The organism is Streptomyces sp. Edi4 (assembly GCF_040253615.1).
Taxonomy (GTDB): domain Bacteria; phylum Actinomycetota; class Actinomycetes; order Streptomycetales; family Streptomycetaceae; genus Streptomyces.
In genome coordinates, this window is sequence record NZ_JBEJGY010000004.1 from 1,930,216 (window position 1) to 1,950,255 (window position 20,040).

Annotated in this window: 15 protein-coding genes and 1 pseudogene; 6 read left to right on the forward strand and 10 right to left on the reverse strand. The window is 73.7% G+C overall.

Annotated features, from left to right (window positions below; translation table 11 throughout):
- Nucleotides 1-12: 12 nt before the first annotated feature.
- The 6 genes from ABR738_RS10785 to ABR738_RS10810 all read right to left on the reverse strand — a co-directional run bounded on the left by ABR738_RS10785 (nucleotide 13) and on the right by ABR738_RS10810 (nucleotide 7,633).
- A complete protein-coding gene (locus ABR738_RS10785; protein ID WP_350229743.1) occupies nucleotides 13-1,476 on the reverse strand; it encodes a lysine N(6)-hydroxylase/L-ornithine N(5)-oxygenase family protein in 1,464 nt (487 codons plus the stop codon).
- Nucleotides 1,473-2,915 (reverse strand): pyridoxal phosphate-dependent decarboxylase family protein, encoded by a 1,443-nt coding sequence (locus ABR738_RS10790; RefSeq protein WP_350229744.1) that lies wholly within the window; start codon nucleotides 2,913-2,915, stop codon nucleotides 1,473-1,475. The genes ABR738_RS10785 and ABR738_RS10790 overlap by 4 nt, the downstream gene beginning before the upstream one ends.
- Nucleotides 2,916-3,166: 251 nt before the next feature.
- Nucleotides 3,167-5,656 carry an aminopeptidase N gene (gene pepN / locus ABR738_RS10795; RefSeq protein WP_350229745.1) on the reverse strand — a complete coding sequence of 830 codons (2,490 nt, stop codon included), beginning with the start codon at nucleotides 5,654-5,656 and terminating at the stop codon, nucleotides 3,167-3,169.
- A gap of 338 nt (nucleotides 5,657-5,994) precedes the next feature.
- Nucleotides 5,995-6,306 carry a type II toxin-antitoxin system Phd/YefM family antitoxin gene (locus ABR738_RS10800; RefSeq protein ID WP_350229746.1) on the reverse strand — a complete coding sequence of 104 codons (312 nt, stop codon included), beginning with the start codon at nucleotides 6,304-6,306 and terminating at the stop codon, nucleotides 5,995-5,997.
- A gap of 125 nt (nucleotides 6,307-6,431) precedes the next feature.
- A complete protein-coding gene (locus tag ABR738_RS10805; RefSeq protein ID WP_350229747.1) occupies nucleotides 6,432-6,734 on the reverse strand; it encodes a chorismate mutase in 303 nt (100 codons plus the stop codon).
- 11 nt (nucleotides 6,735-6,745) lie between these two features.
- Nucleotides 6,746-7,633, reverse strand: a complete 888-nt coding sequence (locus ABR738_RS10810) for a helix-turn-helix domain-containing protein (RefSeq protein ID WP_350229748.1) — start codon at nucleotides 7,631-7,633, stop codon at nucleotides 6,746-6,748.
- A 234-nt stretch (nucleotides 7,634-7,867) separates the two neighbouring features.
- Between ABR738_RS10810 and ABR738_RS10815 the strand changes: the two genes are divergently transcribed.
- Nucleotides 7,868-9,664, forward strand: a complete 1,797-nt coding sequence (locus tag ABR738_RS10815) for a glycoside hydrolase family 35 protein (RefSeq protein WP_350229749.1) — start codon at nucleotides 7,868-7,870, stop codon at nucleotides 9,662-9,664.
- A 605-nt stretch (nucleotides 9,665-10,269) separates the two neighbouring features.
- Nucleotides 10,270-11,190, forward strand: coding sequence for a hypothetical protein (locus tag ABR738_RS10820; RefSeq protein WP_350229750.1), 921 nt, complete (start codon nucleotides 10,270-10,272; stop codon nucleotides 11,188-11,190).
- Nucleotides 11,191-11,446: 256 nt separating this feature from the next.
- On the opposite strand, the gene ABR738_RS10825 is transcribed toward ABR738_RS10820, so the two are convergent.
- The 3 genes from ABR738_RS10825 to ABR738_RS10835 form a co-directional block, all read right to left on the reverse strand.
- Nucleotides 11,447-11,869: a guanyl-specific ribonuclease gene (locus tag ABR738_RS10825; protein ID WP_350229751.1), complete on the reverse strand. Its 423-nt coding sequence runs from the start codon at nucleotides 11,867-11,869 to the stop codon at nucleotides 11,447-11,449.
- Between the two features lie 143 nt (nucleotides 11,870-12,012).
- Entirely contained in the window at nucleotides 12,013-12,927 is a 915-nt protein-coding gene (locus ABR738_RS10830) for an SDR family oxidoreductase (RefSeq protein WP_350229752.1), read from the reverse strand.
- Nucleotides 12,924-13,730, reverse strand: a complete 807-nt coding sequence (locus ABR738_RS10835) for an SDR family oxidoreductase (protein WP_350234521.1) — start codon at nucleotides 13,728-13,730, stop codon at nucleotides 12,924-12,926. The genes ABR738_RS10830 and ABR738_RS10835 overlap by 4 nt, the downstream gene beginning before the upstream one ends.
- A 55-nt stretch (nucleotides 13,731-13,785) precedes the next feature.
- On the opposite strand from ABR738_RS10835, the gene ABR738_RS10840 reads away from it, so the two are divergent.
- From ABR738_RS10840 to ABR738_RS10855, 4 genes are all read left to right on the forward strand, one after another.
- Nucleotides 13,786-14,619, forward strand: coding sequence for an enoyl-CoA hydratase family protein (locus tag ABR738_RS10840; RefSeq protein ID WP_350229753.1), 834 nt, complete (start codon nucleotides 13,786-13,788; stop codon nucleotides 14,617-14,619).
- The gene (locus tag ABR738_RS10845; RefSeq protein WP_350229754.1) at nucleotides 14,616-15,464 is read left to right on the forward strand and encodes a CoA transferase subunit A; all 849 of its coding nucleotides are present in this window, start codon (nucleotides 14,616-14,618) and stop codon (nucleotides 15,462-15,464) included. The genes ABR738_RS10840 and ABR738_RS10845 overlap by 4 nt, the downstream gene beginning before the upstream one ends.
- Nucleotides 15,461-16,207 (forward strand): CoA-transferase subunit beta, encoded by a 747-nt coding sequence (locus ABR738_RS10850; protein ID WP_350229755.1) that lies wholly within the window; start codon nucleotides 15,461-15,463, stop codon nucleotides 16,205-16,207. Before ABR738_RS10845 ends, ABR738_RS10850 begins: the two co-directional genes overlap by 4 nt.
- A gap of 65 nt (nucleotides 16,208-16,272) precedes the next feature.
- Entirely contained in the window at nucleotides 16,273-17,358 is a 1,086-nt protein-coding gene (locus tag ABR738_RS10855) for an NAD(P)H-dependent flavin oxidoreductase (RefSeq protein ID WP_350234522.1), read from the forward strand.
- Nucleotides 17,359-18,252: 894 nt separating this feature from the next.
- Here the strand turns inward: ABR738_RS10855 and ABR738_RS10860 are convergent.
- Nucleotides 18,253-19,948 (reverse strand): annotated as a pseudogene (locus tag ABR738_RS10860) (DEAD/DEAH box helicase).
- Between the last annotated feature and the right edge of the window lie 92 nt (nucleotides 19,949-20,040).

Here is a 20,040-nt window from a genome sequence, read left to right on the forward strand (position 1 = left end):
CCGGGCGAAACGTCACCTCTGTTCGACGAGCGGTACCAGGCCCCCCGGTTGGCGCTCCGGGCGGGCCTGGTTGGTGTGTTCCAGGCCGAAGGTGGTGAAGGCGGTGCGCGCCGGCAGGGGGTAGGGCTCGGCGCCGGTGAGGGAGTTGAGGATGGTGGCGCTGCGCCAGGCGGCGAGGCCGAGGTCGGGTGCGCCGACGCCGTGGGTGTGCGCTTCGGCGTTCTGGACGTAGACGCGGCCGGCGACGGAGGGGTCGAGGACGAGGGTGAAGTCGGCAGCCACGCGTGGGCGTTGGGAGCTGTCGTAGCGCATGTAGGGGTCGAGTCCGGCGAGCAGGCGGCCGAGGGGGCGTTCGCGATAGCCGGTGGCGAGGACGACGGCGTCGGTGGTGAGGCGGGAGCGGGTGGCTTGCTGGGTGTGTTCGAGGTGGAGCTCGACCTTGGTGGTGGCGACGCGTCCGGCGGTGCGTACGGTCACGCCGGGGGTCATGGTGAGGTCGGGCCAGCCGCCGTGCTGGGTGCGGCGGTAGAGCTCGTCGTGGATGGCGGCCATGGTGTCGGCGTCGATGCCCTTGTGGAGCTGCCATTGGCGGGGCAGGAGCTGGTCGCGTACGGCTTCGGGCAGGGCGTGGAAGTAGTGGGTGTAGTCGGGGGTGAAATGTTCCAGGCCCAGTTTGGAGTACTCCATGGGGGCGAACGCCTCGGTGCGGGTGAGCCAGGTGAGTTTTTCGGCGCCCTGGGGACGGTGGCGCAGCAGGTCGAGGAAGACTTCGGCGCCCGACTGGCCGGAGCCGATGACGGTGACGTGGCCCGCGGCGAGCAGGCGTTCGCGGTGGTCGAGGTAGTCGGCGGAGTGCAGGACGGGAACGGTGGGGGCGTCGACGAGTGGTTGGAGGGGTTCGGGTACGTGGGGCTGGGTGCCGACGCCGAGGGCGAGGTGGCGGGCGTGGGCGCGGCCGAGCGCCTGGGCTTCTCCGTTGGCGTCGAGGTGGGTGTAGTCGATTTCGAACAGGGCGCGTTCGGTGTTCCAGCGGACGGCGTCGACCTGGTGGGAGAAGTGGAGTTCGGGGAGGTTTTCGCTGACCCAGCGGCAGTAGGCGTCGTATTCGGTGCGCTGGATGTGGAATTTCTCGGCGAAGTAGAACGGGAAGAGGCGTCCTCGGTGCCTGAGGTAACTGAGGAAGCTCCAGGGGCTTGCGGGGTCGGCGAGGGTGACGAGGTCGGCGAGGAAGGGGACTTGGAGGGTGGTGCCTTCGATGAGCAGGCCGGGGTGCCAGTGGAAGGCGCGGCGCTGTTCGTAGAAGGCGGCGCGGAGCCCGCCGGGTACGCCGTGGGCGAGGGCGGCGAGGGAGAGGTTGCAGGGGCCGATGCCGATGCCGACGAGGTCGTGGGGTTGTTCGGGTTGTCCGGGTTGTTCTGATTGTTCTGGTTGCTGTTGGGGCTGGGGTTGGGGTTCGGGTTTCGGTTGGGGCGTCATCGGGGGGTGCCTTCCGTGGGGGGTGTGGTGGCGAGAGCCGGGGCGGTGGGGGCCTCGGCGGGGGCGGCCGGGGTGGGGGCGGTGCGGGCGCTCAGGGTGGTGGCGAGCAGGGTGTCCAGGTCGTGGGGGGTGAGGTGGGGGTTGAGGAGGGTTGCTTTGAGCCAGAGGCGGCCGTCGGCGTGGGCGCGGCCGAGGACGGCGGCGCCGCGCGTGAGCAGGGTGCGGCGGATGCCGGCGACGGCGGAGTCGGTGGCGCCGTGGGGGCGGAAGAGGACGGTGGAGATGGCGGGGTGCTCGTAGAGCTCCAACTCCGCATGTCCTTCGATGAGTTGGGCCAGGTGTACGGCGTGGTCGCAGACGCGGTCGATGAGGTCCCCGAGGCCGTCGCGGCCCAGGGCGCGCAGGGTGACGGCGATTTTGAGGGCGTCGGGGCGGCGGGTGGTGCGCGGGGAGCGGCCGAGGAGGTCGGGCAGGCCGTGGTGGGTGTCGTCGTCGGCGTTGAGGTAGTCGGCGGTGTGGGCGAGGGGGGCCAGCTGGGCGGGGTCGGCGACGGCGATGACGCCGGCGGCCACGGGTTGCCAGCCGAGTTTGTGCAGGTCGAGGGTGACGGTGTCGGCGTGGTGGAGGCCGGTGAGCTTGGGGCGGTGGCGTTCGCTGAACAGGAGGGGCCCGCCGTAGGCGGCGTCGACGTGGAGGCGGGCGTGGTGGCGGGCGCACAGGTCGGCGATGGCGCCGAGGGGGTCGATGGCGCCGGTGTCGGTGGTGCCGGCGGTGGCGACGACGAGCGCGGGGTGGCGCAGGCGGGTGAGGGCGACGTCGAGGGCGGCGAGGTCGGTGGTGCCGGTGGGGGCGGGCACGGTGACGGGGCGGGGCAGGCCGAGGAGCCAGGCGGCGCGGTGGATGGAGTGGTGGGTGTGGGCGCCGCACACGATCTGGACGGGCCCGTGGTGTTCGCGGGCGAGGAGCAGGGCGAGCTGGTTGGACTCGGTGCCGCCGGTGGTGATGAGCGCGTCGCCGTGGGGCCAGATCTCCTGGGCGAGGGCCCGGGTGAGGCGGGCTTCGAGCGCCGAGGCGGCGGGGGCCTGGTCCCAGGAGTCCAGGGAGGGGTTGAGCGCGGACGCGGCGAGGTCGGCGGCCGCTGCGAGGGCGAGCGGCGGGGTGTGGAGGTGGGCGGCGCACAGGGGTTCGGCGGGGTCGGCGGCGCCTTCGGCCAGGGCGCGTACGACGGTGGTGAGGGCTTCTTCGGCGCCGGTGCCCCGGGCGGGCAGGACGTCGTGGGTGGCGGCGTGGACGCGCTGGGCGACGGCGTCGGGGCCGCCTTTGGGCAGCGGGCCGCCCCGGGTCTTGGCCCCCTGGTGCAGGGCGTCGAGTACGACGTCGAGGAGGGGGCGCAGCGCGGCGGGTCCTGCGGCGCCTCCGGCGAGCGGCGGGCTGTGCATCGGGTTCCTTCGGGGGTGCGGGCAGCGACTTCACCAGCGTGGTCCCGTGGGGGCCGGTGGAGCCGCCGTGCACAACGATCTCAACCCGAAAGTGGTACTGCCTTGCGGTGGGGGCGAGTTGGGGCGGGTGGTTGCTGGTATGGCGGGACGCCCCCCGCCCCTTGGTGGTCGCCCCCGCCCCTTGGTGGTCGCGGCCCGCCCTTGTGGGCCCTTGGCCGCCCCGTTCGGTGCCGGGCGGGCGGGTCAGGACGTCAGTCGCGTAGGCGCAGGGCTCGGCGCAGGTCGTCGAGCTGGTCGGTGAGGCCGCGGCGCAGGGCGGGCGTGAGGTCGGCGCGGGTCAGGCAGGCCTCGCCCAGGCGCAGGTTCTCCTGTTCGACGGCGGACATGGGGAAGGCGTGCCGGCCCGCGGCCTTGGCCATGGCGGGGCCCCGGCGGGCGGCGAAGGGCACGGCGTCCTCGTAGTAGCGGGCGACGTAGGGATCGAGGAGGTCCGCCTGTTCGGGCTGCCAGAAGCCCTGCGCGGTGGCGGTGAAGAGGTAGTTGGACAGGGTGTCGCTGTGGAACATGGCGTTCCAGGCGGCTTCCTTGGCGGCGGGGGTGGGCAGCGCGGCGCGGCAGCGGGCGGCGCCTTCCTCTCCGGTGGCGCTGGGGTCGTCGGCGAGGTGGGCGGCGATCTCCGCCGGGTCGCTCGCGCCGAGTACGGCCAGGCGCGTGAGGATGCGCCAGCGCAGTTCGGGGTCGAGTTCGGGGCCGCCGGGGACATGGCCGTCCTGGAGCCAGGCGCGCAGGGTGTCGGGCTGGGTGGCGGCGTCGATGAAGTGGCGTACGGCGATGAGGCGCAGGCCGGGGTGGGTGGCGTCCTCGGTGCGGCGGATCAGGTCGCGGGTGAGGTCGGTGAGCAGGCCGAGGGCGGCCGGGCGTTCGGCGGGGGTGAGGTAGAGGTCGCCGATGTGGGTGGCGGCGAAGGCGAGGACGCCTTCGACGACGGCCAGGTCGCTCTCTTCGCAGAGGTGGGCGCGGGCGGTTTCCAGGTAGTCGGCGGGGGCGAGTTCGCCGTCGCGGACCATGTCGCGCAGGGTGTTCCACAGGACGGCGCGGGTGAGGGCGCCGGGCACGCCGGACAGGGAGCGCAGGGCGGCTTCGGTGGAGGTTTCGTCGAGGCGGACCTTGGCGTAGGTGAGGTCCTGGTCGTTGAGGACGATCAGGGCGGGGCGCGGGCCGGGCCGGGTGATGGGGGCGGTGTGCGGGACATCGATGTCGAACCGGTCGCGCGGGACGAGGGTGCGGCTGTCGTGGGGGTCGCGGTCGTAGGCGCCGACGGTGAGGCGGTGGGGGCGTTGTCCTTGGCGGGTGACGGTGAGGTGCCACTGTCCGTCGTGTTCGGCGACGGTGGGGGTGAGGGTGTCGGCTCCGGTGGTGGAGAGCCACTGCTGTGCCCAGGTGTGGACGTCGCGGTCGGTGGCGCCGGCGAGGGAGTCGATGAAGTCGGCGAGGGTGGCGTTGGCGAACTTGTGGCGGGCGAAGTGGGTGTTGATGCCCGCGAGGAAGTCCTTCTCGCCGAGCCAGGCGACGAGTTGGCGCAGCGCGGAGGCGCCCTTGGCGTAGGAGATGCCGTCGAAGTTGAGCAGCGCGGACGCGGTGTCGGGGACGTCTTCGGGGGCGGGGGCGACGGGGTGGGTGGAGGGGCGCTGGTCGGCGTCGTAGCCCCAGGCTTTGCGGACGATGGCGAAGTCGACCCAGGTGTCGGTGAAGCGAGTGGCTTCGGTGAGGGTCTGGTAGCCCATGTACTCGGCGAAGGACTCGTTCAGCCAGATGTCGTCCCACCACTGGAGGGTGACGAGGTCGCCGAACCACATGTGGGCCATTTCGTGGGCGACGACCATCGCGCGGGTCTGACGCTGGGTGTCGGTGACGGCCGAGCGGTGGACGAATTCGTCGCGGAAGGTGACCAGGCCCGGGTTCTCCATGGCGCCGGCGTTGAATTCGGGGACGAACGCCTGGTCGTAGGAGTCGAAGGGGTAGGGCTCGTCGAACTTCTCGTGGTAGCGGTCGAAGCACTGCCGGGTGATCTCGAAGAGTTCGTCGGCGTCGGCGTCGAGGTGGGGGGCGAGCGAGCGGCGGCAGTGCAGGCCGAAGGGGAGGCCGGCGTGTTCGGTGGTCACCGAGTGCCAGGGGCCTGCGGCTACGGCGAGGAGGTAGGTGGAGATGAGGGGGGTGGTGGCGGCCGTCCAGCGGCCGTCGTCGCGGCGCGTGGTGATGCCGTTGGCGAGGACCGTCCAGGTGTCGGGGGCCGTGACGGTGAGGTCGAAGGCGGCTTTGAGGTCGGGCTGGTCGAAGGCGGCGAAGACGCGCTGGACGTCGTCCATGAAGAGCTGGGTGTAGACGTAGGTCTCGCCGTCGGCGGGGTCGGTGAAGCGGTGCAGTCCCTCGCCGGTGCGGGAGTAGCGCATGACGGCGTCGACGCGCAGCTCGTGGGGGCCCTCGGTGAGGGCGGTGAGCGGGAGCCGGTTGTCGAGGAGCGTTTCGGGGTCGAGCGGGGTGCCGTCGAGGGTGACCGAGCGCAAGGTGGCGCACTTGACCTCGACGAAGGTGTCCCCGGCGCGGTGGGTGGTGAAGTGGATGGCGGTGTGGGAGGTGAAGGTGTCCTCGCCGCCGGTGGTCAGGTCGAGTTCGATCGCGTAACGCTGTACGTCGAGGAAGTGGGCTCGGGTCTGCGCTTCGTCGCGCGTCAGTACGGGCATGGGGCCATGCTGCCCGATGGGGACGGGGGCGCCCAGGGTGTGCGCGGGCGGGGGCGGGGGCGGCCAGGGTGTGCGCGGGCCCGGGCCGGGGGCGTGCAAGGTGTGCCCGGGCTGCGGCGGGGGCTTGGTGCCCGGTGTGCCCGGGCTGGGGCGGGGGCTCGGGGGCCGGTGTGCGGGCGGGGGCGGCCCGCTCGGGGTCCCGTGTGCGGGCGGGCGGCCCGCTCTGGCCCGCGCCGGTGGGGCCGGGGGGCGCGGCCGTCAGGCGCCGGGAGACCGGACGGGGAGGTCCCTTTCGGCGGCCGCCGCCGCGAGTCGCTTGTCGTACGTGACGAAGGCGGTCAGTGCCTGTTCGAGGTGTTCGGCGCGGCCTCGCGCAGGGAGCGCAGCACTTCGGAGAGTGGGATGTGCTGGCCGGGGCGGGCGGGCAGGGGTTGCCAGTCGGCGAGGCCGCGCGCTGAAGCCGCGTTGTCGGGGTCCACGGTGCCGGTGCGTCCGAGGTCTTCCATGACCCGTTGCTCCGGGTCCGGCGGGCCGAGGACCGCGACGAGCCGGCCGTTGCGCGTGATCTCGACTCGTTCGCCGGCGGCGACGCGCTCGATGAGTTCGCTCGCGTCCTGCTGGAGCCGGCGAATGGGGACTCTGGTGGTCATGCTTCCACGCTAGCGGCGAGGGTGCGGCGCGGCTGTGGGGCGGGCTTCGGTTCGCTCGTATGAAGGAGGTGTGGGCGGGGCGGCCGGGCCGGCGGGCCCGGCCTTCGGTGCGAGACGCGGTGGCCTCAGCTGGAGTTGGCGATCGTCTCGTGGTGGCGGATCACCTCGGCGATGATGAAATTGAGCAGTTTCTCCGCGAACGCCGGGTCGAGTTTGGCGCTTTCGGCGAGGCGGCGCAGGCGGGCGATCTGTTCGGCTTCGCGCGCGGGGTCGGCCGGGGGAAGACGGTGCTCGGCCTTGAGGTGGCCGACCTGCTGGGTGCATTTGAAGCGCTCGGCCAGCATGTGCACGACGGCGGCGTCGATGTTGTCGATGCTGTCGCGCAGCCGGGACAGCTCTGCCCGCACGGCGGGGTCGATCGTGGTCATGGTCAGCGAGCTTACGTGGCGTGGCCCGCGATCGTCGGGGGGTGTTCAGGATCCGGGATCCGGCTGCTCCACCCGCCGGGGACGGCCCGGCTCTGCTGCTCACGGAAGCGTACGGGGGCGATGCCGACCCGGCGGGTGAACAGGCGGGAGAAGTAGGCGGGGTCGTCGTAGCCGACGCGGCGGGCGACGGCGGCGACGGGCAGTTCGGTGGCGGCCAGGAGCTCCTTGGCGCGGCCGAGGCGGATGCCGAGGAGGTAGTCCTTGGGGCTGCACCCGGCGGCTCTGCGGACCGCGCCGCGCAGTTCGGCGGGGGTCATGCCGTGCCGGGCGGCGTGGGCGGCGACCGACAGGGACTCGAAGGCGTCGCGGGCCAGGGCTTGCAGGACCGGGTCGCCGTCGGGGGCGACGTCGGCGCGGGCGCGGCGCAGGGCGACGAGCAGTTCGTGGACGGCGGCGGCGGTCTCGACCTCCAGGAGCGGGTTGCCGTGCCGGGCGGCCCTGGCGATGCGGCCGACGGCGGCGCGGGCGGCGGCGGTGTCGCTGAGCGGGACGACGGGCCGGTCGGGGTCGATGTAGCCGAGTTCGGTGTAGGTGGTGGTGGCGGGTCCGGTGAAGTCGACGAAGGATTCGTCCCAGCCGGTGGCCGGGTCGGGCCCGTAGTGGTGGGGTACGCCCGGGGTGAGCCAGATCAGGGCGGGCGCGGTGACGGGCACCCGGCGGCCGTCGGCGCCCCGGAACCAGCCGCTGCCCGCGCCGATGACGACGGCGACGTGGTGGTCGAGGGTGCGGGGCCCGACGGTGGGCAGGGCGCCGTGTTGCAGTCCCACGCCGAGGCAGACAAGGCCGAGCCGGTGGTGGGCCGGACTCGGGGTGAAATACCGCATCCAGGTGTGATACATCCGCTTTCCGCTCTCTGCCGGGCCCCCTGCGTCCAAACAGCGCCGATCTTTGTCCATGGACCCCTGCCGCGCCAGGGGCAAGAGTGGGCGGGCGCGACAACCGGGTCCCGGTGACCGCGCGCCCCGGTGACCGGGCCCCGGTGACCGGGTCTCGGTGACCGGGCTCCGGTGAGGTGGCGCGGCGGCCTCGTACGGCGGCCGGGTGGGAACAGAGCGAGAGGGGCGGGCTGGCCGGTGGCCGACTTCGCGGTGGGAGACGAGGACTTTCTGCTCGACGGACGGCCGGTGCGGCTCCTGTCGGGGGCGCTGCACTACTTCCGGGTGCACGAGTCGCAGTGGGGGCACCGGCTCGCGATGCTGCGGGCGATGGGCCTGAACTGCGTCGAGACGTACGTGCCGTGGAACGTGCACGAGCCCTTCCTCGGCCGGTACCGGGACGTGGGGGCGCTCGGCCGGTTCCTGGACGCGGCGCGGGACGCGGGGCTGTGGGCGATCGTGCGGCCGGGGCCCTACATCTGCGCCGAGTGGGAGAACGGGGGGCTGCCGCACTGGCTGACGGGACGGCTCGGGCGGCGGGCGCGCACCGACGACCCGGAGTATCTGGTCCATGTGAACCGGTGGTTCCACACGCTGCTCCCCCAGGTCGCCGAGCGGGGAGTCGACCGGGGCGGTCCGGTGCTGATGGTGCAGGTGGAGAACGAGTACGGCAGTTACGGCAGCGACCGGGGGTATCTGCGTCACCTCGCCGATCTGCTGCGCGACTGCGGGATCACGGTGCCGCTGTTCACCTCGGACGGGCCCGAGGACCACATGCTGACGGGGGGTTCACTGCCCGGGGTGCTCGCGACGGTGAACTTCGGCAGCGCGGCGCGCCAGGGCTTCGACGTGCTGCGCGGGCACCGGCCGTCGGGGCCGTTGATGTGCATGGAGTTCTGGTGCGGCTGGTTCGACCACTGGGGCGCGGAGCACATGGTGCGGGACGCGGCCGACGCGGCGGCGACGCTGAGCGAGATCCTTGCGTGCGGGGCGTCCGTCAACCTCTACATGGCGCACGGCGGGACCAATTTCGCCGGCTGGTCGGGGGCGAACCGGGCCGGGGAGCTGCACACCGGGGCGCTGGAGGCGACGGTGACGTCGTACGACTACGACGCGCCCATCGACGAGGCGGGGCGGCCCACCGAGAAGTTCTGGCGCCTGCGTGAGGTGCTGGCGCGCTACCGGGACGACGACACTCCTCTGCCTCAACTCCCGCCGGAGCCCGTGCCGTTGGAGGGGACATTCGCGGCGCGGTGGGAGGGCTGGGCGTCGCTCGGGGACGTCATGGGCACCTTGGGCGGCGAGGAGAGCGAGTCGCCGGTGCCGCCCACGTTCGAGGAGCTTGACGTCGACCGGGGTCTGGTCCGCTACCGCCTGGACGTGCCCGGGCCCCGGCAGCCGTATCCGCTGGGGGTGCTCGGGCTGCGTGATGTGGCGACGGTGTACGTCGACGGGGTGCGCGCGGGTGTCCTGGACGCCGAGGACGCGACGCTCGCGGACCCCGTGCCGGGCGGCGCTGCCGTCGAGCTGTGGGTGGAGTCGCTCGGGCGGGTCAACTACGGGCCGCGTGGCGGGGAGACGAAGGGGATCACGGGTGGGGTGCTGCACGAGCGGCAGTATCTGCACGGGGTGCGGGCGCGGGGGTTGCGGCTCGACGCGTTCTCCGTCCCGGGGGCGGTGTCGAAGGTCCCGTTCGGCCCGGGGCCGGGGCCCGGGGCCGGGGCCGGGGCCGGTTCTGGGTGTGCCGGGTTGCATCGCGGCGTTCTGCTTCTGCCGGACGGGGCGGGCGGGGCGTCGTTCGCGTGGCTGCGGTTGCCGGGGTGGGGGCGGGGGTTCGTGTGGGTGAACGGGTTCTGCCTGGGCCGGTATTGGGGGGTCGGGCCGCAGGGGGGACTGTATGTGCCGGGGGCGGTGCTGGGGGTGGGGGTGAACGAGGTGTGGGTGCTTGAGCTCGCGGGCGCGGAGGGGGCGGCCGGGCTGACGCTGGGCCCCTGACCTGACCCCGGCCCCGGCCCAGGCCCGGAGGGTGCTGGTCGCCCGCGGGCCGTGCTGGGCCGGGTGCACGGTTCCCCGCGCCCCTGGCAGGGTCTGCGCCGGCCGCATCGGCAACCTGAGCCCGTCCGGCCTTTGGGATGGAACTCCAGGACCCCGACTGCGGGCCGTGGTCGCTCCTCGCGCAGTTCCCCGCGCCCCTGACGGGGTTGGGGCGGGCCCGCATGCGCGTCCTCAGCCCGCCCGCTCCCGGCAGGGCCGATGCCGGCTCGCATGGGCATAGTCAGTCCGTCATGGGGGTCCCCTCTGGCCCTCAAGGCCTTGGGGGAGTTTGAGGACGAGCGCCCTTCAGCGCGAACGGGGTCTGGGGCGGAGCCCCAGGGAGCTCGGCTGCGGGCTGTGGGGGTAGCTGGTCGCGCAATTCCCCGCGCCCCTGACGGGGCTGGGGCGGGCCCGCACCGGCATACCCAGCCCGTCATGGGGGTCCCCTCTGGCCCTCAAGGCCTTGGGGGAGATTGAGGACGGGGCCGTTCAGGCGCGAGCGGGGGCTGGGGTGGAGGCCCCGGGGTGGTTAGGGTGGGAGGGGGTCGGGACGGGGGTGGCCGAACATGGGCGTGGCGCCGGTCGTGCGTGGGTACCCGCACCTCGAAACCATCCGCACCGCCCTCACCGCGCTGCACCGCCGCCTGCCCCCCGACGCACTCCACGCGTACGCCACCAGCGTCCTGCCCGCCGACGTCGCCTTCGCCGACCAGGACGACCTGCACCTGGGCGCCCAGCGCGTGGCCCGCGCCCTGGTCCAGCACCTGCGGCTGCCCGACGCCCGGATGATCGTCGGTTTCCGCGAGATGCGGCACGCGGCCGGCGTCGAACTGACCGCCGGGCCCGAGTACTTCATCGAGCTGAACGACCGCTTCCGTACCCACCGCAGGGACATCGGCGCGGCCCTCGCGCACGAGATCACCCACGTGCTGCTCCACCGCCTCGGCCTCTCCTTCCCCGGCACCCGCGACAACGAGATCCTGACCGACACCGCGACCACCTATCTGGGCGCGGGCTGGCTGCTGCTCGACGCGTTCCGCGAGGACGCGCTGTCCAGCCAGAAGCTGGGCTATCTGACGCCCGAGGAGTTCGGGTACGTCCTGGCCAAGCGGGCCGCGCTGTTCGGCGAGGACCCCTCCCCCTGGTTCACCAGTCCGCAGGCCTACCCCGCGTATACGGCGGGCGCCGCCCTGGCCCGCCGTGACGGGCAGCGGCCTCCGCTGGCCGCGGCGGGCCGGGCGGGGCGGCGGCGCTACGCGAAGGACCGGCGGGACGCCCAGGAGCACGGCGGCGTCCGGGCCGACGCCGCCTCACTCCACTCCCCCCACTCCCCCTCGTCCCCCTACTCCTTCGAATCCGGCCCGGACGGGCTGCGGGTCTCCTTCGCCTGCCCGACCTGCTGCCAGCGGATCCGCCTGGCGGCGGCGCGGGGCCGGGTGCGGGCGCGGTGCGGGCTGTGCCGCACGGTCCTGGAGTGCGACACATAAACGCGCGCGGGACGCGGAACCGGTCGCACGGGACCAGTCGTGCGGAAGCAGTGGCCACGACGGCGAGGAGGCGCTGTCGATGCCCGGCCCGCTCGCGCTGACGCGCGGCGGCCGGCTCGGACAGTGCGCGGCCCCGGGCGAGTGACCGCAGGACCGCCGACTGCTGGGTGAGCCCGCCCCGCGAGGCACGCGAAGGCCCGCCGGGCCCCCGGAGAGAAGGGGGCGGGGCGGGTCGGACGGATGCGGTGGGGGCGGCTCAGCAGCCGAAGTCGACCAGGCGGAACGTGGCGTAGTGGTCGGCGGTGTAGTAGTCCTCCTGGGACTGCTCGCCGGTGATGATCCGGCGGGTGCCCCGGGTCGGGGCGCCCGGGGTGATCACCGTGTACTCGTGGTAGTAGCCGTTGCTCTCCTGGGGCAGTACGCCTTCGCGGTTCTGGAAGACGACGCCGTCCTGGGAGTACGGGAAGGGGCCGCCCTGGTCGATGAGGTCCAGGGTGTCGTGCGCCTGCGAGGGCAGCGCCGAGTAGCAGACACTGCCGGCCGAGCGCACGGACAGGGAGGCCGTCATGTGAGTGGTCGCGGGGGCGGCGGAGGCGGTGGTGACGGCGGGTCCCGCGAGGAGCGCGAGGGCCGCCGTCGCGGCGCCGGCCAGGGCCTTGAAGCGTGGGGGGATCGTCATGAGCCCCATGGTGACGCGCGTAGAGCGGCGTCTTCAACGCCAACTCCGTTGATTTTTCCACTTGTTCACCCGACCCGACCGGTGCGTCACAAACAAGCCACGGTGGGTTAAGCCGTACGCCACCCCGGCTCGTCCGCCTCCCCCTACCGCGACCCGTACACCGCCCCCGGCCTCTCGGCGCGCGCGAGGAGTTCCAGGGCCGCCTCGCCGGCCTCCCGCGCGCTCCAGCGGGCCCCCTTGTCGCGGGTGGGCCCCGGGCGCCAGCCCTCCATCACCGTGATGCGGCCGGCCTCCGCCTCGAAGACCCGGCCCGTGACGCCTTCGCAGGCCGCCGAGCCCAGCCACACGACCAGGGGTGAGACGTTCTCCGGCGCCATCGCGTCGAAGGCGCCCGCTCCGCCGGGCGCCGCCATCGCCTGTGCGAAGGCGGCCTCGGTCATCCGGGTGCGGGCCGCCGGGGCGATCGCGTTGACCTGGACGCCGTAGCGCCCCAGTTCGGCGGCAGCGACCAGGGTCAGGCCCACGATGCCCGCCTTCGCGGCGCTGTAGTTGCCCTGCCCCACCGAGCCCAGCAGACCGGCTCCCGAGCTGGTGTTGACCACACGCGCGGCCACCTCGCGGCCCGCCTTCACCTCGGCGCGCCAGTGCGAGGCGGCGTGCTTCAGGGGCAGGAAGTGGCCTTTGAGGTGGACCCGCATCACGGCGTCCCAGTCGTCCTCGTCCAGGTTGACCAGGGTGCGGTCGCGCAGGAACCCGGCGTTGTTGACCAGGGTGTGCAGCGCGCCGAAGGCGTCGAGGGCGCTCGCGACGAGTGAGGCCGCGCCCTCGGTCGTGGCGATGTCGCCGCCGTGCGCGATCGCCTCGCCGCCCGCCGCACGGATCTCCTCGACCACCGCCTGGGCGGGGCCCTGCGAGCCGCCCGCGCCGTCGAGTGCGACCCCCAGGTCGTTGACGACCACCCGTGCCCCCTGCTCGGCGAAGGCGTGGGCGTGGGCGCGCCCGAGCCCCCGTCCCGCGCCGGTCACGATCACGACCCGGCCCTCGCACAGTCTGCTCATCTTCCGTCTCCTTCAGGCTTGTTGGGCGGCCGGTCCGCCGGTGCGCCCTGGTTGACCGTGGCCGCGGCCAGGAACGCCGGGCTCTCCCCGCCGCCATGGACCAGGAGGGACGCGCCGCTGATGTAGGACGCGCTCGCGGAGGCTAGGAAGACGGCCGCCGCCCCGACCTCGCCGGGTTCGGCCAGCCGGCCGAGCGGCACGGTCGCGCCCACCCGCGCAAGGCCTTCGCCGTCGCCGTAGTGCAGCGCGCTCAGCTCGGTGGCGACCATGCCGAGGACCAGGGTGTTGACGCGGACCTCGGGCGCCCACTCCACCGCCATCGAGCGGGCCAGGCTCTCCAGGCCGGCCTTCGCCGCGCCGTAGGCCGCCGTGCCCGGCGAGGGCCGCGTCCCGCTCACGCTGCCGATCATCACGACCGACCCGCGCGCCCGGCGCAGATGGGGCCGGGCCGCGAGCGACGCCGTGAGCGGGGCGGTCAGATTGAGCTCCACGACGCGGGCGTGGCGCTCGGCCTCGGACTCCTCGAGCAGCCGGTAGGGCGTGCCGCCCGCGTTGTTGACCAGCGTGTCAAGGCGCCCGATGTCGGCTGCGACCGCCGCGAAGAAGGCCCGTACGGCGCCGGGGTCGCGCAGGTCCAGCGGGCGGAACTCGGCGGTGCGGCCCGCGTGTTCGACCGGGGTGTCGGGCGGTCTTCGGGCGCAGACCACGACGTCCGCGCCCGCCGCGAGGAACGCCTTCGCGATCCCCGCGCCCACGCCCCGGGTGCCCCCGGTGACGACGACCGCCTTCCCGGTCAGCTCCATCCGCGCTACCTTCCTCACCTAACAAATGTTTGGTGGAAAGGTAGCTGATCCGCCCATGGGTGTCTCCACCGCGAAACCCGGTCAGGGCATGTGCCTGGTCACCGTCGACTTCCCACCCGTCAACGCCCTTCCCGTACAGGGCTGGTACGACCTCGCCGACGCGGTCCGCGCCGCCGGCCGCGATCCGGGAACCCGCTGCGTGGTGCTCGCCGCCGAGGGGCGCGGCTTCAACGCGGGCGTCGACATCAAGGAGCTGCGGCGCGACCCGGGCCGGGCGGCCCTCATCGGCGCGAACCGGGGCTGCTTCGAGGCGTTCGCCGCGGTGTACGAGTGCGAGGTGCCGGTCGTCGCGGCGGTCGGCGGGTTCTGCCTGGGCGGCGGGATCGGCCTGGCCGGCAACGCGGACGTGATCGTGGCGAGCGAGGACGCCGTCTTCGGCCTGCCCGAGCTCGACCGGGGCGCACTGGGCGCCGCCACCCACCTGGCCCGCCTGGTCCCGGCCCACCTCATGCGCGCCCTCTACTACACCGCGCGCACGGTGACGGCGGCCGAGCTGCATGCCCACGGCTCGGTGTGGAAGGTCGTCCCACGCGCTCAACTGACCGACTCGGCGCTGGAGTTGGCGGCGGAGATCGCCCGCAAGGACGGCACGCTCATCCGGCTGGCGAAGGCCGCCATCAACGGCATCGACCCGGTGGACGTACGCCGCAGCTACCGCTTCGAGCAGGGTTTCACCTTCGAGGCGGCCCTGGACGGCGCCGGCGACCGCGTCCGGGACACCTTCGGGGCGGGTGGCTCCGCGGCGGCGCGGGCCACGGCGCCGTCCGGCGCGGCCCACGGCGGTCCGGCGCGGGCCGAGGGCGCGGAAGCCGAGGAGGCCCGCTCGTGAGAGACAAGACCATGACGCCCGAGGAGGTCGTCGCGCGGCTGCGCGACGGCATGACTCTCGGCATCGGCGGCTGGGGCTCGCGCCGCAAACCCATGGCGCTGGTCCGGGCCCTGCTGCGCTCCCCCGTCACCGACCTCACCGTGATCTCCTGCGGCGGACCCGACGTCGGCATGCTCGCCGCGGCCGGCCGGATCCGCAAGCTGGTCGCGCCCTTCGTCACGCTCGACTCGATCCCCCTTGAGCCGAACTTCCGCGCGGCGCGCGAGGCCGGGACCCTTGAGCTGATGGAGGTGGACGAGGCGATGTTCCTGTGCGGGCTGCGGGCCGCCGCCCACCGGCTGCCGTTCCTGCCGGTCCGCGCGGGCATCGGCTCGGACGTGATGCGGGTCAACCCGGCGCTGCGTACGGTCACTTCGCCCTACGAGGACGGCGAGACGCTCGTGGCGATGCCCGCCCTGCGCATGGACGTGGCGTTCGTCCACCTCAACCGCGCCGACCGGCTCGGCAACGGCCAGTACCTGGGCCCCGACCCCTACTTCGACGACCTGTTCTGCGAGGCCGCCGACAGCGCGTACCTCTCCTGCGAGCGGATCGTGGACGACTTCCGCGCCGCCGTCCCGCAGACGCTGCTGGTGGCGCGGCACGCGGTCACCGGCGTCGTGGAGTGTCCCGGCGGCGCCCACTTCACCTCCTGCGCCCCCGACTACGGCCGGGACGAGGCCCTTCAGAAGCTGTACGCGACCACGCCCTGGCCCCAGTTCGCGCGGCGCTACCTTTCCGGGCCCGACGAGAAGGCCCCCCGCCGGCCGCTCGCGCGGGGCCCGTACGAGCAGGAGGCGAAATGACGGCGGACACCGCGCGCGTGACCCGCGCCGAGTACTGCGTGATCGCCTGCGCCGAGGCCTGGCGCGACAACGGGGAAATCCTCGCCAGCCCCATGGGCCCGATCCCCTCCATCGCCGCCCGTCTGGCCCGGCGGACCTTCTCACCCGATCTGCTGCTCACCGACGGCGAGGCGATGCTGGTGGGGCCGGACGGCGAAACCGAGGGCTGGCTGCCCTACCGCAGGCATCTGGACCTGGTCACCGGCGGGTGGCGGCACGCCATGATGGGGGCGAGCCAGATCGACCGGTTCGGCAACCAGAACATCTCCTGCGTCGGCGACTGGTCACGGCCCCGGCGCCAGCTCCTCGGCGTGCGTGGCGCCCCCGTCAACTCCCTCAACCATCCGGTCAGTTACTGGGTACCCAGGCACTCGCGCCGGGTCTTCGTGCCGAAGGTCGACATGATCTGCGGCGTCGGCTACGACAGTGCGGCGGCCGCCGGCTCCTTCGCGACCCGCTTCCACCGCATCCCGCGCGTCGTGAGCGACCTCGGCGTCTTCGACTTCGGTACGCGCGACCACGCGATGCGGCTGGTGTCGCTGCATCCGGGGGTCACCGCCGAGGAGGTGCGTGAGGCGACGGCGTTCGAGCTGGCCGGGCTTGACGACCCGGCGTTCACGCGGGAGCCGAGCGCCGAGGAGCTGCGGCTGCTCCGCGAGGTCATCGATCCGGACGGGCTGCGCGAACGCGAGGTCGGGCCGTGACGCCCGGGCCCGCCGGGACGCCCCGCCCCGCCGGGACGCCGGGCCTACGAGCCGTGGAGCCCCGTATCCACACGGCGCTGACGGAGCTCACCGGGGTGCGGCATCCGCTCGTGCAGAGCGGCATGGGCTGGGTCGCGGGCCCCCGCCTGGTGTCGGCCACCGCCGACGCGGGCGCCCTCGGCATCCTGGCCTCCGCGACGATGACGCCCGGCGAACTGCGCCGCGCGGTACGCGAGGTCGCCTCCCGTACGGATCAGCCGTTCGGGGTCAACCTGCGGGCCGACGCCGGCGACGCGCGCGAGCGGGTACGGATCATCATCGAGGAAGGCGTGCGCGTGGCGTCCTTCGCGCTCGCCCCCTCCCGCGCGCTCATCGCCGAGCTCAAGGACGCGGGCGTCGTCGTGATCCCCTCCGTCGGCGCCCGGCGGCACGCGGAGAAGGTCGCGGCGTGGGGCGCGGACGCGGTGATCGTCCAGGGCGGCGAGGGCGGCGGCCACACGGGCGAGGTCGCGACCACCGTGCTGCTGCCGCAGGTTGTGGACGCGGTGGACATCCCGGTGATCGCGGCGGGCGGCTTCTTCGACGGGCGGGGCCTGGTGGCGGCGCTCGCGTACGGGGCGGCGGGCATCGCGATGGGCACGCGCTTCCTGCTGACCTCCGACTCGACGGTCCCCGACGCGGTGAAGGCGCGCTATCTGGCGGCCACGGTCAAGGACGTCACGGTGACCCGGGCCGTGGACGGTCTGCCGCACCGCATGCTGCGCACGGAACTGGTGACGTTGCTGGAGGGCGCCGGCCGCGCCCGGGCTCTCGCGCATGCGCTGCGCCGGGCGTCCGGCTTCCGGAAGATCTCCGGGCTGAGCTGGGCGCGACTGGTCAGGGAGGGCCTGGCGGCCAAGCACGGCAAGGATTTGACGTGGAGTCAGACGCTGCTCGCGGCGAACACGCCGATGCTGTTGCGGGCGTCCATGGTCGAGGGCCGCACCGACCTCGGCGTGATGGCCTCCGGCCAGGTCGCCGGGGTGATCGAGGACCTGCCCAGCTGCGCGGAGCTCATCACCCGGGTAATGGCGGAGGCGTCGTCCACCCTGAGCGCCCTGCCGCGGCCGGCTTCAGGGGGTGCGGGGGGTGTTTGGAGCGGGGCTGGGTGAAGTGGCGTGCGGGTGCGGGCCGGATGCTCCTGGCCGTCCCCGGCCTGCGGGCCCTGCGGGCTGGGCGCGCCCCTGACAGAGCTGGGCCATAGCCCCGTGCGGGTGCAGGCCGGCTTTACCTGGCCCGTCCTCGGCCTGCGGGCCGTGTGGGGTTGGGCGCGCCCCTGACAGGGTTGGCCTCAGCCCCGTGCGGGTGCGGGTCCGCTTTGCCTGGCCGTCCTCGATCTTGCGGGCCGTGCGGGGTTGGGCCATAGCCCCCTGCGGGTGCGGGCACGCTTTGCCTGGCCCGTCCCCGGCCTGCGGGCCGAGTGTGGCTGGGCGCGCAGTTCCCCGCGCCCCTGACCGGGCTGGGGCCCCAGCCCCTTGCGGGTGCCGGCCGGCTTTTGCCTGGCCCGTCCTCGATCTGCGGGCCGAGTGTGGCTGGGCGCGCAGTTCCCCGCGCCCCTGACCGGGGTGGGGCTCCAGCCCCCTGCGGGTGTCGGCCGGATTTTGCCTGGACCGTCCCCGGCCTGCGGGCCGAGTGTGGCTGGGCGCGCAGTTCCCCGCGCCCCTGGCGGGGCTGGGTTCCAGCCCCGTGCGGGTGTGGGCCCGCTTTTTGCCTGGCCGTTCCCGGCCTGCGGGCCGAGTGTGGCTGGGCGCGCAGTTCCCCGCGCCCCTGGCGGGGCTGGGTTCCAGCCCCGTGCGGGTGTGGGCCCGCTTTTTGCCTGGCCGTTCCCGGCCTGCGGGCCGAGTGTGGCTGGACGCGCAGTTCCCCGCGCCCCTGGCACCCCTGCGGGTGCGGGGGTGCCTGCTGTCGCCTGCCGGACTGGGGCGTGATGGTTTCCCGTGCCCCAGCCTTGCGGTCGCGTACCCATACCCCCGGCGGGTTTCGGGGAGGGGCGGGTTGGGGAGATGTCAGCCCCGGGCCGTGCCGCCCTGGCCTCGCCCTCGGCCGCCTTGGCCACGCACGGTACCGCCCTGGCCACGCGCACCGCCGCCCTGCGCACGGGACGCGCCGCTTGCCTGGGTGCGGGACGTGCCGGTCTGGGTGCGGGACGTGCCGCTCTGGGTACGGGGGGTGGTTCCCTGCTGGGTGCGGGACGCGCCGCCCGTCGTGCGGGGCGTGCCGGTCTGCCCGCGGGCAGATCCGGCGCGAGGCGCCGCGCCGTCGGGGCGGGGGCCGCGGCGGGAGCGGCTGCGGCCGCCGGTGGAGGCCCGCTTCGGTTCGGGCTGGGCCGGGACCTCGATGACCACCGGGACGCCGGACGGCTCGCGCGCCCCCGTCAGCCGCGCCAGCTCCTGCGAGCTGGACTTGATCTCGGCCGTGCTGGGGCGGATCCCGGCGAACGACATGAGCTTGGTCATCTCGCGCTTCTCGTCGGGCAGGACGAGCGTGACGACACTGCCCGACTCGCCGGCCCGCGCGGTGCGCCCACCGCGGTGCAGGTAGTCCTTGTGGTCGGTGGGCGGGTCCACGTTGACCACGAGGTCCAGGTCGTCGACGTGGATGCCGCGCGCCGCCACGTTCGTCGCGATCAGCGCGGTGACCTGCCCGTTCTTGAACTGGTCCAGCGTGCGGTTGCGCTGCGGCTGGGAACGCCCGCCGTGCAGCCCCGCCGCCCTGACCCCGCTCGCGAGCAGCCGCTTGACCAGCCGGTCCACGGAGCGCTTGGTGTCAAGGAACATGATCACGCGGCCGTCGCGCGCCGCGATGCGCGTGGTGACGGCCTTCTTGTCGGTCTCGTCCATGACGTACAGGACGTGGTGTTCCATCGTGGTGACCGCACCGGCCGACGGGTCGACGGAGTGCACCACCGGGTCGGTGAGGAACATCCGCACCAGGCGGTCGATGTTGGCGTCCAGGGTCGCCGAGAACAGCATGCGCTGGCCGTCCGGCTCGACCTGCTTGAGCAGCGCGGTGACCTGCGGCATGAAGCCCATGTCGGCCATCTGGTCGGCCTCGTCGAGAACGGTGACGCTCACGTTCTCCAGGGAGCAGTCGCCCCGCTCTATCAGGTCCTTGAGGCGGCCCGGCGTGGCCACGACGACCTCGGCGCCGCGGCGCAGCGCGTTCGCCTGCTTGGTGAGGGAGAGCCCGCCGACGACGGTGGTGAGGCGGAGGTTCACGGCGGTCGCGTACGGCGTGAGCGCGTCGGTGACCTGCTGGGCGAGCTCGCGGGTGGGCACGAGTACGAGCGCGAGGGGCGCGGTGGGCTCGGCGCGGCGGCCCGCGGTGCGGGCGAGCAGGGCGAGTCCGAAGGCGAGGGTCTCTGCCGGAGCCGGTGCGGCCCCGGCCGAGGATGTCGCGTCCGGCCAGCGAGTTGGGCAGGGTGGCGCCCTGGATGGGGAAGGGCTCGCTCAACCCTTGCGCGTCGAGCGTCTTCAGGAGCGCGGCGGGCATGTCCAGGTCGGCGAAGGCCTCGACGGCAGGCAGCGCGGGGATGAGGGTTTCCGGCAGCGTGAATTCGCCCTGCGGCGCCGCCGCGCTCCGGCCCTTGGCGGACTTGGCGGACTTGGCGGCGGGTCGGCCGGACCCCTGACGGGCACCGGAACGTGCGCCGGCTCCGGCACCGGAACCCGCGCCGGAGCGCTTGCTGGTCATGCGCGTCATACGGTTTTTGCCTCCTGGGACAAGACAGCACAAGCCGGGACCCGCACCTGAGGGTGCGGGCCCCGGCTGCTAAATTCGCGAGCCACTAAATC